Source organism: Kitasatospora sp. NPDC088264, from assembly GCF_040685715.1.
Classification (GTDB): Bacteria; Actinomycetota; Actinomycetes; order Streptomycetales; family Streptomycetaceae; genus Kitasatospora.
Genome location: NZ_JBFBIR010000077.1, coordinates 1 through 16,601, shown reverse-complemented (window position 1 = coordinate 16,601; position 16,601 = coordinate 1). Strand labels below are relative to the sequence as shown.

General features: G+C 72.4%; 14 protein-coding genes and 1 pseudogene. 6 read left to right on the top strand and 9 right to left on the bottom strand.

All coding sequences use genetic code 11. The features are described from left to right. Positions 1-64 precede the first annotated feature (64 nt). The 6 genes from AB0O82_RS34855 to AB0O82_RS34830 all read right to left on the bottom strand — a co-directional run bounded on the left by AB0O82_RS34855 (position 65) and on the right by AB0O82_RS34830 (position 4,805). Positions 65-733 carry a Type 1 glutamine amidotransferase-like domain-containing protein gene (locus AB0O82_RS34855; protein ID WP_363588430.1) on the bottom strand — a complete coding sequence of 223 codons (669 nt, stop codon included), beginning with the start codon at positions 731-733 and terminating at the stop codon, positions 65-67. A gap of 233 nt (positions 734-966) precedes the next feature. Next, positions 967-1,227 (bottom strand): hypothetical protein, encoded by a 261-nt coding sequence (locus AB0O82_RS34850; protein WP_363588428.1) that lies wholly within the window; start codon positions 1,225-1,227, stop codon positions 967-969. 189 nt (positions 1,228-1,416) lie between these two features. Continuing rightward, positions 1,417-2,649 (bottom strand): FAD-dependent oxidoreductase, encoded by a 1,233-nt coding sequence (locus AB0O82_RS34845; RefSeq protein ID WP_363588426.1) that lies wholly within the window; start codon positions 2,647-2,649, stop codon positions 1,417-1,419. Beyond that, a complete protein-coding gene (locus AB0O82_RS34840) occupies positions 2,646-2,879 on the bottom strand; it encodes a ferredoxin (protein WP_363588424.1) in 234 nt (77 codons plus the stop codon). Before AB0O82_RS34840 ends, AB0O82_RS34845 begins: the two co-directional genes overlap by 4 nt. 66 nt (positions 2,880-2,945) lie before the next feature. Beyond that, positions 2,946-4,184, bottom strand: a complete 1,239-nt coding sequence (locus AB0O82_RS34835; protein ID WP_363588422.1) for a cytochrome P450 — start codon at positions 4,182-4,184, stop codon at positions 2,946-2,948. A gap of 138 nt (positions 4,185-4,322) precedes the next feature. Then, complete coding sequence (locus AB0O82_RS34830) at positions 4,323-4,805, bottom strand: MarR family winged helix-turn-helix transcriptional regulator (RefSeq protein ID WP_363588420.1); 483 nt, start codon at positions 4,803-4,805, stop codon at positions 4,323-4,325. 126 nt (positions 4,806-4,931) lie between these two features. On the opposite strand from AB0O82_RS34830, the gene AB0O82_RS34825 reads away from it, so the two are divergent. Next, positions 4,932-5,381, top strand: a complete 450-nt coding sequence (locus tag AB0O82_RS34825) for an ATP-binding protein (RefSeq protein ID WP_363588418.1) — start codon at positions 4,932-4,934, stop codon at positions 5,379-5,381. A 188-nt stretch (positions 5,382-5,569) separates the two neighbouring features. On the opposite strand, the gene AB0O82_RS34820 is transcribed toward AB0O82_RS34825, so the two are convergent. After that, a complete protein-coding gene (locus tag AB0O82_RS34820) occupies positions 5,570-6,163 on the bottom strand; it encodes a DinB family protein (RefSeq protein WP_363588416.1) in 594 nt (197 codons plus the stop codon). A gap of 267 nt (positions 6,164-6,430) precedes the next feature. Next, positions 6,431-8,623 carry an MMPL family transporter gene (locus AB0O82_RS34815; protein WP_363588414.1) on the bottom strand — a complete coding sequence of 731 codons (2,193 nt, stop codon included), beginning with the start codon at positions 8,621-8,623 and terminating at the stop codon, positions 6,431-6,433. Between the two features lie 377 nt (positions 8,624-9,000). Between AB0O82_RS34815 and AB0O82_RS34810 the strand changes: the two genes are divergently transcribed. From AB0O82_RS34810 to AB0O82_RS34800, 3 genes and pseudogenes are all read left to right on the top strand, one after another. Next, complete coding sequence (locus AB0O82_RS34810; RefSeq protein WP_363588412.1) at positions 9,001-10,305, top strand: histidine kinase; 1,305 nt, start codon at positions 9,001-9,003, stop codon at positions 10,303-10,305. Between the two features lie 20 nt (positions 10,306-10,325). Continuing rightward, positions 10,326-10,711: pseudogene (locus tag AB0O82_RS34805) on the top strand (response regulator transcription factor); the annotation flags it as partial. Between the two features lie 52 nt (positions 10,712-10,763). Beyond that, positions 10,764-11,327, top strand: a complete 564-nt coding sequence (locus tag AB0O82_RS34800; RefSeq protein ID WP_363588454.1) for a hypothetical protein — start codon at positions 10,764-10,766, stop codon at positions 11,325-11,327. Between the two features lie 18 nt (positions 11,328-11,345). Here the strand turns inward: AB0O82_RS34800 and AB0O82_RS34795 are convergent, their stop codons facing one another. Continuing rightward, positions 11,346-14,201, bottom strand: a complete 2,856-nt coding sequence (locus AB0O82_RS34795) for a BTAD domain-containing putative transcriptional regulator (protein WP_363588410.1) — start codon at positions 14,199-14,201, stop codon at positions 11,346-11,348. Positions 14,202-14,429: 228 nt separating this feature from the next. Here AB0O82_RS34795 and AB0O82_RS34790 point away from each other — a divergent pair, with 228 nt between their 5' ends. Both AB0O82_RS34790 and AB0O82_RS34785 read left to right on the top strand, forming a co-directional pair. Then, the gene (locus AB0O82_RS34790) at positions 14,430-15,002 is read left to right on the top strand and encodes a hypothetical protein (protein WP_363588408.1); all 573 of its coding nucleotides are present in this window, start codon (positions 14,430-14,432) and stop codon (positions 15,000-15,002) included. A gap of 867 nt (positions 15,003-15,869) precedes the next feature. Continuing rightward, positions 15,870-16,166 (top strand): hypothetical protein, encoded by a 297-nt coding sequence (locus tag AB0O82_RS34785; protein WP_363588406.1) that lies wholly within the window; start codon positions 15,870-15,872, stop codon positions 16,164-16,166. Positions 16,167-16,601 lie beyond the last annotated feature (435 nt).

Genomic DNA, 16,601 nt, shown 5'->3' with positions numbered 1-16,601 from the left:
GACCGGAACCGCTTGACGTGCGCCGACCGGGGGCAGGCACGGAGGCACGGCATCGCGCGTTGAGTCACGGATGAAACCGCCACCGGCCTTCGGAGATGACGTCTACTTTGTCGTCGCTGACGCGAACAGCCGTGTCGTCGTCGATGAAGTAGATCGGGAAGTCCGCCCGCTCGACGATGCGGTCAGCCCAGGCGTCATCCCGTTCCGGGAAGTCCGGCGAGTACAGGTGTGGCTTCAGGTACCAGTCGAAGAGACCGAAGGGCGGCTCCACCGTCGTAGCGCCGAGCACGTGCAGGTCCGCAGCATCCCCGATGACGTCGGCGGAATGTTCGGTGAGATTCCGGCTGAAGATCATCGATCCGGCACTCACCCCCACATAGACCCGGCTCTCCAGCACTTCCAGGAAGCCCTCGGCCAGACCGTTGCCGGTGATGCTGCGCGCGAGATGGTAGTGACTGCCGCCCTCGACGTAAACGACATCGGCGTGCAACAGCCGGTCAAGCACCATCTGCCGAGGCAGGCCGTTCAGCTCCAGGACGTCGAACTCCCGCCAGCCGAGACCGTGCAGTCGGCTCATATCCGCGACGAACCACCCGTGGTCACCGGGCTCGGCGACGGATGCCGTGGGCACGTACACGATGTTCGCCGACCCGAACGGCTTTCCCAGCAGGTCCCGCAGCGCGTCCCGCAGCGTCGCGTTACGCAGGCCGCTCGCCGTCAACAGAAGCTTCACCGGGCGAGCCAATCACGGCTGCCAGGCGCGCGCAATCCACTGGGCGTTCGTCACCGCCGCCATCCCTGCTGAACCGAGCGGCTGGCTCGGCCACCCCTGCTGCGCAACGCCCCCCGGCCCGGACCGACTCCCGGCGCACCCGTCCCGCGGCGGCCGGCCCGCCCCCATCCGCATACCTCACACAACATCGGATACAGCCGCCACAGCGAGCCCGCCAGGCGATTCGGGACAGGTCACCCTGACGAGCCGAAGTCGGTAACTACCCGGCCTTGCGGGATGTCCGGATGTCCGGTTCGCTGGGACCCCTCGGAGGAGGCCTCCGGCCCGTCCGTGCGCTGCTGCCGGCCGTGCAGCCGCAGGTGGGAGGCGGCGATCAGGACCCAGACCACCAGGATCGCCGTCCCGATCGAGTTCAGCAGGAACGGGAAGACGGTCCGCGGCCGCAGCGGGCTGAGCAGCACCGACACGAAGCCGAACGCGGCCGAGGCGAGCACGGCGCGGCCGGTCCCGGCCGGGGCGCCGGCCGCGTCGGCCGAGCCGTCGCCGCCGCGTCCACAGTTGTAACGCCGGGCAACGACTCCAGCCCGCCTCCAGGTCCGGCCGGGCGGCCCGCTGCGTCTTCACCCAGCGCCCGGGCTGCCCGCCCTCGTACACCGTGTCCTCGGGCAGGGTGGTCCAGTTGATCAGGCTGTCGGAGTCCAGTCACCACAACGGTCGACCGTCAGTGGGGGACACAGCCCGGCGTCCGTGACGGCGGTCCAGAGCGCGCGCTCGACGACCAGCCGGCGCAGCATGCGCAGTTCGCGGGGGGCGTTCCAGCCGAGCACGCCGACCACCACTCCTCGGTGGCCGTAGGCGGCGGTGAAGTGGCCGTTGGACGGGTCGCCGGAGAGGATGCGCAGGTCCGCGTCGGGCGGGAAGATGCCGTACGCCTGGATCCTGGTGTCGTACTGGTCGGTCCAGAAGTAGGGCACGGGGGCGAACGGGGTGGCGTCGCCGAGCAGGTTGCCGGCCGCGGCGACGGCCTGTTCGGTGGCGTTCATCCGGTGCTCCAGCCGGATGCGGGTGCCGAAGTGGGGGTTGTGCCAGGAGGCGACGTCGCCGGCGGCGTAGATGCCGGGTGCGGCCCGGCACCACGCGTCGCACACCACCCCGTTCCCCAGGCGCAGGCCCGAGCCGGTCAGCCAGCCGGTCGCGGGGGTCGCGCCGACGGCCAGGACGACGAGGTCGGTCGGCAGCGTGGTGCCGTCGCCGAGCTCGACCCCGGTCACCCGGCCGTCTGCGCTGCGCAGCCGGCGCACCGGGACCCCGCAGCGCAGACGGGTCCCTTGGGCGCGGTGCAGGTCGGCGACGAGGGCGCCGATGCGCTCGCCGAACGGGCGGCGCACCGGGACGGGCTCCGGCTCGACCACGGTCACCTCCAGGCCCATGGCCCGGGCTGCCGCCGCGACTTCGGTGCCGAGGAAGCCGGCGCCCACCACGACCACCCGGGGCGCGGCGAGCAGCGCGGCTCGCAGGGCGAGCGCATCGTCGAGCGTGCGCAGGACGTGCACCCCGGCCAGATCGGTGCCGGGCAGGCGCCGGGGGGTCACCCCGGTGGCGATGACCAGACGGTCGAAGCGGATGTTCTCGCCGCAGCCCAGCCGTACCCGGTGCCCCGCGGCGTCGAGGGCGGTGGCGGGCTGTCCGAGGTGCAGGTCGGCCTCCAAGCGCGCGAGCTCGTGCGGGGAGCGCAGGACGGCTCGCTCGGCGGGCCAATCACCCGTCAGGATCCGCTTGGACAGCGGTGGCCGGTCGTAGGGCGGGTGGGGCTCGTCGCCGATCAGGGTGAGGTGGCCGTCCCAGCCCCGGCGGCGGAGGGTTTCGGCCGCGGTCAGGCCCGCGGCCGAGGCCCCGACGATGACGATCCGCTTCACTGTTCGCCCTCCTGTTCCTCCTGTTCCGCTTTCTCCTGTTCCGCCACCCAGATCGCCTGGGCCGGGCAGAGGACGGCGGCCTGCCGGATGTCGCCCATCAGGTGGTCGGGCGGGGTCTCGGTGAGCAGGACGACGATGCCGTCCTCCTCACGCTGGTCGAACACCTCGGGCGCGGTCAGTACGCACTGGCCGGAGGCGACGCACTTGTGCTGGTCGACGATGACTTTCATCGGAATCCTCCTTGTCCGCACGGCACTTGTCCGCACGGCACTCGTCCGCACGGTACTCGTCCGCGCTCACCAGGTGACGGGCAGCGCGTAGACGCCATAGACGTTCCCGTCGTGCTTGAACGGGATCCGGTCCGGATCGACCGCGAGCCGCAAGGCGGGGACGCGGCGGTAGAGGGTGCCGTAGACGACCTGAAGCTCGACCCGGGCCAGCGGCTGGCCCAGGCACTGGTGGACGCCGAAGCCGAAGGCCACGTGGTGGCGGGGGTTGCGGGCGACGTCGAGCCGGTCGGGGTCGGGGAAGGCGGCGGGGTCGCGGTTGCCGATGTCGTTGGCGAGGACGACGCCTTCGCCGGCGTGGATGGTGACCCCGCCGATCTCGATGTCGGCCAGGGCCACGCGGCGCCGTCCGCTGTGCACGATGGTCAGGTAGCGCAGGAGTTCCTCGACCGTCGAGGCGATCAGCTTCGGATCGTCGCTCTCGCGCAGCCGGGCCAGCTGGTCGGGGTGTTGCAGCAGGGCCAGGGTGCCCAGCGCGATCATGTTCGCGGTGGTCTCGTGCCCGGCGATCAGCAGCAGTATCCCCATGTTGGCCGCCTCGTGCCGGGAGAGTTCGCCGCCCCTGACCCGCTCGGCGAGGGCGGAGAGCAGGTCGTCGGTCGGGTGAGCGAGCTTGTCGCCGATCAGCCGGTCCAGGTAGTCGGTCAGCTGCTGGGTGGCAGCCCGTGCCTGCTCCGGGGTCGTGGTGCGCTTGACGAGGAGCCTGCTGTTGGCCTGGAAGAAGTCGTGGTCGGCGTAGGGGACGCCGAGCAGCGCGCAGATCACCAGTGAGGGCACCGGCAGCGCGAACGCCTGGACCAGGTCCACCGGCTTGGGCCCGGCGAGCATGGCGTCGATCAGGTCGTCGACGATCTTCTGAACGGTCGGCCGCAGTGCCTCCACCTGCTTGATGGCGAAGGTCGCGGTGACCATCCGGCGCAGCCGGGCGTGTTCCGGATCGTCCATGGTGATGAAGGTCCGTGACTGCCTGCGGCGCTCCTTCGTGGCCGGGCTCTGGTGGGGGTAGTGCGGGTGGGCGCTCTCCGAGCTGATCCGCGGATCGGCCAGCAGGGTCCGCACGTCCTCGTAGCGGGTGACCAGCCACGGGGTGCTGCCGTCCCACAGCCGCACCCGGCTGATCGGGGCCTGCTCCTGCAGGGTGTGCAGGGTCGGCGGTGGGTCGAACGGGCAGCCGGCTGCCCGGGTCATGGGGTAGTCCGGTACCTCCGCCGGCGGGACGTCGGTGCCGGATGCCGAGATGGTGCTCATGGTTCTCCGCCCTTTCGGAAGTCCGATAGGAGGGCAGGTGGCGGGATCGGGGCCCGGCGCGCGCGGGGCGCGAGACGGGGCAGCGGAGCAGGTCCTGCCGCCTGCGGGAGGAGATGTCGAAGAGGGTGCCCCGAGGGTTCAGGAAGCCGTTCCGCCACGGGTGGTGCGGGGCGACGGGACTTCCCGGAGCAGCTGGCGGACGATGGGCAAGGCCGCGTGCATGGCCTCGCTCAGCGCTTGCACGTCCTGATCGGGCAGCGCGGTCAGCAGGCCGGCCACCCGGGTTCGCTGCGCGCGGTGGCGCTCGGCCAGCAGCTCGTGCCCGGCATCCGTGATGGCGACGAGGCAGACACGCCCGTCCTCGGGATCCGCCATCCGCGACGCCAGGCCCTGGCGTTCCAGTCGTTGTACCAGCGCGGTCATCGACGGTTGGGCGATGCCCTCCGCCGCTGCCAGCGCGGTCAGCCGGATCGGACCCTCCCGCTCCAGCCGGCCGAGCGCCGCGACGGTGGTCAGGCTCATGCCCTGCCGGTCCGACAGGAGATGCCTGACCAGCCCGGTGGCCAGCTCGTTCAGTGCCGCCGCCACCTCCTGGAGACCCTCTTCGGGTGTCCCATCCATACCTCATCTATATCACTCATCTATATTGACTGTCTATATATCTGAGTGATATGGATGGGAAGTGGATCGTTAGGGGTTCTGGTCACAGCCAAGGCGCCACCGCGGCGCCGGAAGAAGGTGATGACCGTGATCCGCACCTACGCCCCGGACATCTCCCCATGGCCGGTTATGGCCCGGCGCTCGCCGCCATCGGGCCACGCCTGGGCCCTGGCGCACCGCCCGGAAGCCGCCGGAGACGCCCGCAAGATCACCCAAGAGGTCCTCGCAGGGTGGCGGGTCGCCGACGATGCGGCCGACTCGGTGCTGCTGACCGTCTCGGAACTCGTCACCAACGCCGTCGAGCACGCCGAACCTCCACTGCACCTCCGACTGAGCCGCGCCCAGGGCGCCCGGCGGGTGCACATCGAAGTCTGCGACGGAGGCCCTGCGGCCGCGCAGGGCGGTTGGGCGGCCAGCTGTACCCGCGGTGAGCACGGCCGCGGGCTGCAGATCATCGACCGGCTCACCGTCGCGCACGGCGACCGCGCGGAGCTCGGACACGCCGTCCACTGGGCCGACGTCGCCACCGCGGCCTGACCGACCGACGTTGGGAGCGGTCCAGGGAGCGGTGGTGGACCTCGGGCGGGAAGTCCAGTGGCGCGCACTCTGCGGTGGGCGCTCTGCGACAACTGCGGCACCGGGTGGGGAGGTAGGCGACAACACGAGCTACCCCGGCAAGCCCCTACCTCCCCGAACGAACTCAGCTCGGCTCGGCTCGGCTCAGCTCAGCTCGGCTTGGCCTGGGCCTCCTTGGCGGACGCCTCCAGCCTGTTCCAGTACTCCTGGTACCAGGCCTCGTCGCCGCCGTCCATGTTGCTGTTGGTCTCCCGCATGCCGGCCTTGCCGTCGATCAGCTCGCGGACGATGTCGGCGTGGCCGGCGTGACGGTTCGTCTCGGCCGTCATGTGCAGCATGATCCGCTGAAGCGTCACGTCGCCGTCGTCGCCCCACCACGCGACGTGGCCCATCGCATCGAGCGGCAGCGCCTCGATCGTCGCGTCCGCGTGCGCCCAGGCGCGGTGGTAGAGGCCGAGGACGTCCTCGCGTGACTCGTCGGCGGGTGCCCACATGTCCGAGTTGGGCTCGGAGCCCTCCTCGTGCCAGGGGAGGGATTCGTTGTGCGGGCGGCCGAACGTCGGGCCGAAGTACCCGAGTTCGACGCTGGCGAGGTGCTTGACGAGGCCGAGGAGGTTGGTGCCGGTCGGCGTCAGGGGGCGCCGGACGTCGTACTCGGACAATCCGTCCAGCTTCCAGATGATGGCTTCGCGGGCCGCCTTGAGGTAGCGGTGCAGGTCGTCTTTGGGGTCGTTGGGCTTCATGGGGCCGAGTCTCGCATCACCTGCCGACAATCCCGATTCGCAGGAAGAGCTCGTTGAGTTCCCGATCCCACAGATCCGTCGGCAGATCATCATTCACACCGATGCTCTCTCCCCGCCGCTGTCACTACATGCGGCGCGGCCACCCGTGGGTGGGACATCCACGTCAAAGCCGACCCACCCACGCCACAGCCCCGCTACGATCACCGCCCCCAGGGCGCTGACCAGGCCACATGGAGAACTCTCACTGGAGTACTGACGGCTCGCCGGTCAGGGCACCGGGACGCGGTACGGCTCCGGGGCCGGCTCGGCCCGGTGGTGGTGGCGGGCCGGGCGGAGCGGCCACCAGAGGGCGCGGCCGAGCAGGGCGGCGACGGCGGGCACCAGGACCAGGGACAGGACGACGGCGGAGAGCAGGATGCCGAGCGTCAGCGCGAAGGCGACCTGTTCGCTGCCCGGGGTGGCGGCGAGGGTCGCGAAGGAACCGGCCAGGACCAGGCCGGCCGTGGCGATGGCGGGCGTGGTGTGCCGTACGGCGCGGGCGACGGCGGCGCGGGGCGGGCCGGGGCGCTGCATCTCCTCGCGGATCCGGTCGGTGATGAGGATGTTGTAGTCGGTGCCCAGCGCCACGACGAACAGGAACAGCACCAGCGGGAGGGTGAAGCTGACGCCCGGTTCGCCCAGCCCGTGCTGGAACAGCAGGGTCGCGGCGCCGAGGGTGGCGGCGAAGCCGAGCCCGACAGAGAGCATCAGGACCAGCGGGGCGAGCAGGCTGCGCAGGAGCAGCAGCAGGATCAGGGCGATCAGGGCGGCCGCGACCGGGAAGACAATCGCCAGGTCGTGGTCGACGGCGGTGGAGATGTCGGCGAAGATCGCCGCCGTGCCGCCCACGTGGGCGCTGGTCCCGGCGGGTGTGTGGGCGGCGACCGCAGCGCGGACCGGGCCGGAGGCCAGGTCGCGGGCGCGCCGGCTCTGCGGGTCTGCGGTCAGGTAGAGGTCGATCCGGGCGGCGCGCCGGTCCCCGTTGAGGACGGTGCCGCCCGTCATGCCGACGCCATCGACCTGGGTGAGGGCGTGGGAGAGGCCGTCGAGCCGGCCGGGGGTGAGGGTGGTGCCGTCCGTGGTGACGACGTAGACGCTCGTCGGGTCGGAGACGCCGGCCGGCAGGGTGCGGGAGATCTCGGCGGCGGTGGCGGCGGCCGGGGTCCGGTCGCCGGCGCCGCCGAGGCCGTAGTCCATCCGGATCCCGGTCATCCCGGCGGCCAGCGCGCCGAGCAGGGCGAGGGCGGCGAGCAGCATGGGCAGTGGCCGCCGGGCGACGAGCGTGCCGAAGCGGGCGGCGAAGCCCTCGCCCGGCTGGCGACGCAGGCTGCGGGAGGGCCAGAACATGCCGCGGCCGCAGGCGGCGAGCAGGGCGGGCATCATGGTGAGACTGCCCAGCAGCATGACCAGGACGGCGACGGCGATGGCCGGGCCGAGCGAGCGGAACTGACCGAAGCTGGCCACGCCGAGGGTGGCGAAGGCGGCGACGATGGTCAGCGCGGCCGAGGTGATCGCGGTGCCCACCCGGGCGGTCACCTGGGCGGCGGCTTCGCGGGCGGGCTGCTCGGGCCGGGCCCGCAGGTGCTCACGGAAACGGAAGAGCAGGAAGAGCAGGTAGTCGACGCCGATGCCGAGCAGGACCACGGAGACCAGCCCGGGGGTGCCGGCGTCGAGCTTGAGGCCGGTCAGCGTCGCGGCGACGGCCACGGCTCCGCCGGCCACGCTGCCGATCATGGCGACGGCGAGCAGCGGCAGCAGGGCCGCCGCCACGCTGCGGAACACCAGCACGTTGAGCAGGACGATCAGCCCCATGACGAGCGCGCTGCCGACCGTCGCGGCGGTGCGGTGGGAGTCGGCGGTGTCCACGGCGTCGGCCAGTCCCCCGGTGAACCCGGTGCGCATCCCGGCGTCGGCGAACTGGGCCCGGGTGGCGTCCCGGAACGCCCGGTAGACGCCTTGGACGCCCTCGTCCGCGGCGTTGCCGGTCAGTTCGACGGAGAGCAGTTCGAAGCCGCGGTCGGGTGCCACCATGGCCGGGGCGACCCGGGGGGTCTGGGACCGGTCGGGGACGAGGAAGGCCGGCTCGTCGTCCTTCCTGGGCATGACGACCCGGCGCTGGGCGAGCTTCGCCGCCTCGGCCTCGACCCGCTGCTGGTCGGCGGCGGTGAGCGCCCGGCCGTCGGTCCTGGCGACCAGCACCGTGACCGTGGTGGCGTCGGGCTTCATCCCGAAGTTCTCCTCGGCGATCCGCAGCGCGGCGGCCGAGTCGTAGCTCTTGGGCAGGAAGTCCCCGGTCTGGGACTGGGTGACGCGGGCGAGCAGCATCGGGCTCAGCAGGGCCATGGAGATTGCCAGCACCACCCAGAGGGTGATCACCTTCCACGGGTTCCTGGTGGAGTATCCGGTCAGTGCGCGGATCACGGTTTCCTCCGGCGGTGGACGCGAGCGTCCGCAAGGTCGGTCTCGGCTCCGGGGGTTCCCGGCCGGGTTCCAGACCATCACCCGGGGTGGGCCGCGGACGTCCCTGCGACGGACGATCCGCACCGGGGCCCCTGCTCCTCGGCCGGGCCCGGACCCGGGACCGTGGTCCTGGTCCGGGCCCCCGTGATCGGCCGTGGGGACCATGCCGGGGCGGGGTGGGCCAATGCCAGAATGGTTCATCGGGCCTGTTCAGAGCCTGTGCAGGGTCTGAAACAGGGTCTGATCGGGGTCTGATCGGGGCCTGATCGGGCTCGTCAGGGCTTGTCAGGGCTCATCGGTGAGGCGCGGCGCGGGCCGGGCACGGAGGGGGAACGGACATGGGCGGTCATCAGCGCCCCGCGATGGACGCGGCACTCGGGGCGGACCCGCCGCACCCGGCGCACCGGGCGAGCGGGAGCCCGGGGCCCGGCGGGGTGGCGGACGCGCCGCCGGAGACCGACGGCGCGCCGTGGACCCACACCGACGCGCTGGTGGCCGCCGGCGCCTGCACGCTCGACCTGCTCAACTACCTGCTCTTCAGCGAGATGGACGGGGTACGCCGGGTGACCCCGCCGGGCCTGCTCCTCGTCGCGCTGTCGGCCCTGCCGCTGCTCGTCCGGCGCCGCCACCCGGTGCCGGCGCTCGCCGTGGTCCTGGTCGTCGAGTCCGCGATCGACCTGTCCACACCGGCGAGCACCCACTTCGGCGCCGTCCTGATGGTCAGCCTGTACTCGGTCGCCCGGGCCCGCCCCGCCCCGGTGGCGGCGGCCGCCGCGGCGGTGACGACGGTGCTGACCACGCTGAGCCAGAGCCACCTGCGCGTCCCCTCCTGGCAGGCGCTCGCCGGCACCTCCTGCTCCACCCTGCTCGTGGCCGGCGTCGGCCTCGCCGTGGCGCGCTGGCAGCGGGAGGTCGCGGCCAACCGCAAACTGCTGGCCGACCGCGCGGTGGCCGACGAACGCCGCCGCATCGCACGGGAGTTGCACGACATCGTGGCGCACCACATCACCACCATGCAGCTGATGGCCGGCGGCGCCCGGGCCAACCTCACCCACCCGGAGGTGGTCCGGGACGCCCTGGTCACCCTGGAGTCCTCCGGGCGACTGGCCCTGCGGGAGATGCGCCAGCTCCTGGACGTCCTGCGGGCCGGCGACGAACCGGACACCGCCCCGCCCTCGCCCCAGCCCGGGGCCGAGGACCTCGGCCGACTGGTGGACGAGTCCCGGGTGGCCGGCCTGCCGACCGACTTCGGCGTCCACGGGCCCCGCCGCCCGCTGCCGCCCACCGTCGGCCTGACCGTGTTCCGGATCGTCCAGGAGGGCCTCACCAACGCCCGCAAGCACGCCGGGCCCGCCCGCGCGACCGTCACCCTGACGTACGGTCCGGACCGGGTCACCGTCGAGGTGCGCGACGACGGGGGCACGGCGGGCACGGGCGGCGCCGCACCGCAGGAGGCGGCGCCGGCCGGCGGCCGGAGCGGGTACGGCCTGATCGGCATGCGCGAGCGCGTCGCCCTGCACGGCGGCACCCTGCGGACCGGACCACGTCCGGAGGGCGGCTTCGCCGTCCTGGCCGACCTGCCACTGGCCCCGGAGGAGACGGCCGACGCGGCCGTCCAGCACGGAACGGCGACGGCCCGGTGAGGTCGAACGACGGCGGCCCGGTGGGCGCGGTGGCACCGGGCCGCCGGGTCCTCATCGCCGACGACCAGCCGCTGGTGCGGCGCGGCCTGCCCCTGATCCTCTCCCCGACCCGTCCTTCGAGGTGGTGGGCGAGGCCGAGAACGGGGAGCAGGCCGTCACCGCCGCCCGCCTGCTGCGCCCCGACGTCGTGGTGATGGACATCCGGATGCCCGTGCTCGACGGGGTCGGCGCGACCCGGGAGCCGGCCCGCACCCTCCCTTTCTGCCGAGTCCTCGCCCTCAGCACCTTCGACATGGACGAGTACGTGGTGGCCGCGCTGCGCGCCGGCGCCAACGGGTTCCTGCCCAAGGACGTCCCGCCGGAGGGACTGGGCGCGGCGATCCGCACCGTCCACGCCGGCGAGGCTAGGACGCTTCCGCCGACTGCTGGAACAGTCCGGTGTCGGCTATGTCCTGGCAGTGCCCAAGTCCCAGTTCAGCGTGGGCTGTCCACGTATCGACCGGCTGTTCTCCCAGGCCCCGGCCGAGGCCTGGCAGCGGATCTCGTGCGGGGACGGTGCCAAGGGACCGTGTATCTACGACTGGGCGGCCATCCGGCTGCCCGCGGTGGCGGAGTTCGGCTACCAGGGCGAGGTCCAGGCTCGCCAGCGGTGGGCACTGGCCCGCCGCAGTCTGAGCAGGCCCGACGAGATCGCCTACTACCTCGCCTACTCGCAACTCGAAACGAATGTTGAGCAGTTGGTGCGAATTGCCGGGACGCGCTGGGCGATCGAGGAGTGCTTCCAGGCTGCGAAGAACGAATGCGGCCTGGATCAGTACGAGGTCCGTCGCTACACCGGCTTGATGCGGCGCATCACCCTGGCCATGCTCGCCCACGCCTTCCTGGCCGCGATGGCGGCGGCATCAAAGGGGGCTGCAGAAACGGTTCCCGCGCCTTGGTGGACCTCACCACCGAGCACGCCGCCCGGCTGCTCGACTCCCTCGGCCCCGACCCCACGGCCGGGCCGGTCGGTGGCCACCTGAGCGGCGAGTCGGCCGAGGCTAGCGCCGCCGGTCGGTCGTGGCGGGCGGAGCGAAGCCCAGTGCGGCCAGGATCGGCAGGTTCGAGGTCAGCTGGTGCGCCGGCAGCTCCGCGTAGATCTCGTGCGCGGAGTCCCAGGCCTGACGTGAGCGCTGCTCGCACCCCAGCGCCCGGTGGGCGGCGGCCAGTCCCGCCAAGGCGTGGGCCCGCTGGGCGGGATAGCCCGTCAGACGGCTGCTCACGGCGAGGGACCGTTCGTAGTGCCCGACCGCCTCCTCCGGCCGCCCGAGGGCGTGCTGCGCCGCCGCCAGGGTGTTGAGCAGAGAGCAGTCCATCGGCCCGTTCCGCTGGGCCCTGGGCCGGGCGAGCACGCGGCTCGCGTGGTCCGATGCTTCCTGGTAGCGGCCCAGGAGCAGGTAGGTCGGGGCCAGGCTGGTACGGCAGAGGTCGGCCGTCCAGTCATCGGTCTCCGGGCCGTCGGCCGTCAGCCGGTCGAGGGCCCGCTCGTAGTACTCCCCGGCGTCGGCGTAGCGGCCCGTGAAGTAGTGGTAAGCGCCGAGGTAGGCCAGCGCCCGGCCCTCGGTGCACCGGTCGCCGGCGTCGTGGGCGAGGACCCTGGCCCGCTGGAACGTCCGCCGGGACAGGGTGAGTTCGCCCAGGGCGCCCCAGACGTGGCCCAGATCGTTGAGGCCGTGCGCCTGGGCGCTCAGGTCGCCCAGGCGGCGGGCGGCAGCCACGGCCGTCCGGCCCAGGGCCACCCCTTCGGTCTGCGGCGAGGTGCGGTGGAGGTAGCTCCACAGCAGCGCGGGCAGTTTCCAGGCCGTTTCGTCGTGCCCCCGCTCGTAGGCGTGGTGGGCGGTGGCGAGCAGGTTCGCCCGCTGGTCGTCGCACCAGCGGGTGGCCTGTTCGGGGCCGGTGAGGTCGGCCACCCGCAGGCCCTCGGGCGGCGGGCCGAGCGGGACCTGCCGCCGCCCGGGGGTCAGCACCCGGGCAGCGGTGTGCGCGTGGTGCAGGCACCACGCGTGCCAGCGCTCGAGCAGCTCCCGCTGTTCCTCCGGGCTCTCCTCGCGGGTGCCCAGCTCGGCCGCGAAGAGCTTCAGCAGGTCGTGGAAGCGGTAGCGGCCCAGTGACGGCTCGGCGAGCAGATGGGCGGTGGTCAGGCGGCCGAGGAGCCGTTCGCACCCGTCGACGGCGGCCGCGGACAGGGTGGCGGCTACGGGGGCGCTGATGTCCACCCCCGGGAACAGGCCGAGCCGGCGGAACAGACGCCGGGCGGCGGGGTCGAGCGCCCGGTAGGACAGGCCGAAGGCCGACCGCAGGGAGGAGCGGTCGTCACCTCCGGCCTCCAGGGCGCCCAGGCGGTCGGTGGAGGAGGCCAGCTCGTCGGCGAAGGCGGCGAGATCACGCTGAGGCCGGTCGCGCAGCTGGGCCGCGGCGATGCCGAGTGCCAGCGGGAGGTGCCCGCAGGCGTCGAGCAGCCGGGCACCGGCCTGCCGCTGCGCCTCGGCGGCGCCGACGCCCAGGACACGGGCGAGCAGCGACTGTCCCTCGGCGGGGGTGAAGCCGTCGAGTCCGACCCGGTGGGCGCCCTCGCGGGCGACGAGCCCGGTGAGACGGTCCCGGCTGGTGATCACGACGGCGCAGCCGCTGCCGCCCGGTAGCAGTGGCCTGACGTGCTCCGGGCCGGCGGCGTCGTCGAGGACGACGAGCATCCGCCGCTCCGCCAGCAGTGACCGGTAGAGCGCGGACGCCTCGTCCAGCTGGGCCGGTATCGACTCGGCCGGCACGCCCAGCGCGCGCAGGAACGCCGCCAGCACCCCGTGCGGGGAGCGGGGGCCGGCGGCGGACCAGCCCCGCAGGTCCGCGAAGAGCCGTCCGTCGGGGAACCGCTCCCGCGTGAGGTGGGCCCAGTGCAGCGCCAGCACGGACTTCCCGACTCCGGCGGCACCCGTGATCACGGCGCACGGTGTCGCCGTTGGGCGGGCGCCGGGCTCTCCGGTGGTCAGCACCCGGTCCAGTACGAGCAGTTCGGGGGCGCGGCCGACGAACACGGAGAGGCCGGAAGGGAGCTGCTCGGGTCGCGGGTCCGCTGGGGGCACTGTAGGGGCGACACCGGTGCTCGGGGCGGTCCGGTCCGGACGGGCGGTCGGTGCCGGACAGGGGAGGAGGAGGGCCCGTTGGAGGGCCTGGGCCTCAGGTGTCGGGTCCAGCCCCAGGTCCTCGGAGAGCCGGGAGGCATGGCGCCGGTAGGCCTCGAGCCCGTCGCTGTGTCGGCCGGAGCGGTGCAGGGCGGTCAGCAGCTGCCGCACCAGGCGGTCACGGAGCGGGAAATCGGCGACCAGGCCGGTCAGTTCCGCGGCGACCTCGCGATGCCGCCCCGCCTCCAGCTCCAGTTCGTAGAGCCGCTCCAGCACGGCCATCCGCTGCTCCTCCAGGCCGGCCGCGAGGGCGGCGAAGGCCAGGCCGGGCAACCCGTCCAGCGCGGGGCCGCGCCACAGCTCCAGGGCTTCGCGCAGCCGGGGGACGGCCTGGGCCGCGTCCAGGTCCTCTGCCGCCGCGGCCCGGGAGGCGAACAGGCGGTGGTCCACCTGGGCGTCGTCCGCCACCAGCCGGTATCCCGCGCCGTCGGTCACGATGGGGGAGGCCGGACCCGTGCCGAGCGCGCGGCGCAGCAGGCCGACCATGTTGCGGATCTGGCGGTCCGCCGTGGCCGGAGGGTCCTGGTCCCAGACCTCGTCGACCAGCCGGGGGAGCGGGACGGTCCGGTTCGAGTGCGCCACGAGCATCGCCAGCAGACTCCGCTGACGGCGTCCGCCCAACCGTACGGGAGCGGCCCCGGCTCGCACCTCCAGGGACCCCAGGATCCTGAACTCCATTTCCCCCCATCGGCGATATTGAGACAACTCACCCGGGAGGCAGCGGTATTGACGAAGCGTCACTCCGTGCGCCCCGGGCGTGTCGCCTGAACTGTCACGTGCCGGCACACGGCAGCGCGCGTCACGATAGAGCAGTGATCAGATCATGCCAGAATCGTGCAGCCGATTGAGAGTGTTGCCGTGCACCGGCCGAAAGGCGCCGGTCTTCGACCCAGGAGTTGATCAACCATGGCACACTCCCTCAAGCGCATCGGATCCGTCCTCGCGGCGACGGCGATCGCACTGTCCTTGTCCGGCGCGGCCACGGCCGTCGCTCAACCCACGACGGCCGGAGACTCGACCCGGCACTGCGTGGTGAACGCGCAGGGCGGCCAGGCACAGTGCTTCGGCACCTACCGGGAGGCCATCAGCTACGCCACCGGCGGGCGGGTCGCCGACGCTCCGCCGACCGCCGCCGAGGCCGCCCGCGACAGCACGTTCGCCAAGGAACTGAACAGCCCGGCCGGCCTCTCCGACCTGGTGGTCCTGGGGACGATCTACCAGGACTTCTTCTTCGGGGGCCAATCGGTGACCTTCACCGGCCCGCACGCGTGCTACAACGGGAACGCCGCCGACTACTCCTTCGACATCCCCGCCCCGCTCCAGGACCACGTCTACTCGGTGCGCCCGTACGCCAACTGCTGGTTCAACCTGTTCACCGGATTCCAGGCCACCGGCTACGAGAGCCCCAGCTACAAGGGTGAGACCGTCTCGGTGGACGAGGCCTGGCGCACCCACGCCAAGTCGTTGACGCTCGGCTGAGCCACGCTCCCGGCACCCCCACTCCGCCCCACTCGGAGGGTCCCCTCCCCGGCAACCTCGGCAACCTCGGCAACCTCGGCAACCTCGGTAGCCGCGGGGGCACAGCCGGGGCAGGGGCGCATGACCGGCCAGCGGCATCTGTCACGCTTCGTCACTGGCGATGACGGACAGAGCCGTTGGTGCAGATCCCGGTCATGAGGGGCTGGTGGATCGACGGGCCCTGGTAGGGGCGTGTTCGCGACCGGTCACCAGGTGATCAGGACGTAGCTGTCGCCCCCGCGGGATCCGGAGGCGTTCCGGGCGTTGGCGCCGGCGGCGCCGGACTTGTCGTCGGGGCCAGGCGGGTTCTCGCCGCCGGTGCCGCCGCCCGGTGCCGCCGGTCGAGGCGCGGCCGTGTTCGAGCTTCAGGGTGAAGGCGCGTCAGACGAGTTCTGCAGGTCGTTGGTGGCTCCGGCCCTTGTGGCGAGGGAGGCGGGAAGCCGGGGCAGTGTCGCTGTCGAGGTGGGGCCGCCAGCGGGTTGAGTCCGGCGAAGGAGAGCGCCGGAACATCCGGGCAGGCCGGAACGGGCCTGGCCGGTTCCGGCCTGCCCAAGGTCCTTTCGAGGCTCCTGACCGGTGGTGAGACTGGTGACCGCCGCCAGGGAGCACCTGCCCGGGGCAGCACACCGGACCAGGTGTCACCGACCGCTGCTCCTGCAGGACAGCCGTCACGGCCCGGTGTGTGCCGAGCACCACGCACGGCCGATCCCACCCCTCTCTCCCCGCTGGAGCACCGTCATGCCCTCGAAGACGTCCAAGCTGCTGCGCGTCACGCTCGCCGCAGCGGACATAGGCTGACCCAACTACCAACCGGAGGAGCGTCACACCGTGGGACCGACCGTCGACAGGCCAGCGCCGCAGGTTACCGTCGCAGACATCCGTACCCTTTTGGACTCTTCCGCTGAGCTCCCCGTTCTGTACATCAACTACGGTCCTGGCAGCGGGGGCACCGAAGCGGAGTTGGACGTGTGGGCCGCAGGCCTGGTCTACCAGGCGGACATCGTCCTCACCCGCGCGACCGCTGTGGACCTGCTCGGCGAGGAACCCAACAGCGAGACCATCGCGGCGTTCCTGCCGAAGGTTCAGCAGGCTGTGGACCAGATGATCTCGGTCCGAGGCATGTGAAGCCGACCTGCTGCTTGAGGACCGTCTCATCCGGCCGTAGACCCGGCACCATGCCGCCTCCCCGGTCTGCGGCGATCAGCTCCCCGCCGCCCCCGTCCGCTGCCCGCGCTGCCGGGCCCTCCCCGCGGTCCAGGCCGTGCCCCTGGCGGTTTTGGTGCCCGGCCTGGCTGCCGTCACCTGGATAAGCATGGAAAGGGCCGCACGTTCGCCGAGTACGCCAAGGAAGCCAAGAAGCTCTTCTCGGATCCAAGGACCTCCCGTCGCGAAGTTCGGCTGAAGAACGGGGACATGGGGTTTCAGATAGACGGCGGCCTCATGGGCGGTCAAGGAGCTGGGATGAGCCCTAGGCAGTGTCGTCAAAGGTCAGGCCCACATGAGGAGTGAGGCGAGGGTGGCGGCGGCTTGGTAGGACACGGCGGTCTTGTCGAACCTGGT

Bases quoted from the DNA above. Each gene is read 5' to 3' on its own strand.
- AB0O82_RS34820 (WP_363588416.1), bottom strand. From the start codon at position 6,163: ATGAAGCCCAACGACCCCAAAGACGACCTGCACCGCTACCTCAAGGCG.
- AB0O82_RS34790 (WP_363588408.1), top strand. From the start codon at position 14,430: ATGGCACACTCCCTCAAGCGCATCGGATCCGTCCTCGCGGCGACGGCG.
- AB0O82_RS34835 (WP_363588422.1), bottom strand. From the start codon at position 4,184: ATGAGCACCATCTCGGCATCCGGCACCGACGTCCCGCCGGCGGAGGTA.
- AB0O82_RS34810 (WP_363588412.1), top strand. From the start codon at position 9,001: ATGGGCGGTCATCAGCGCCCCGCGATGGACGCGGCACTCGGGGCGGAC.
- AB0O82_RS34840 (WP_363588424.1), bottom strand. From the start codon at position 2,879: ATGAAAGTCATCGTCGACCAGCACAAGTGCGTCGCCTCCGGCCAGTGC.
- AB0O82_RS34830 (WP_363588420.1), bottom strand. From the start codon at position 4,805: ATGGATGGGACACCCGAAGAGGGTCTCCAGGAGGTGGCGGCGGCACTG.
- AB0O82_RS34795 (WP_363588410.1), bottom strand. From the start codon at position 14,201: ATGGAGTTCAGGATCCTGGGGTCCCTGGAGGTGCGAGCCGGGGCCGCT.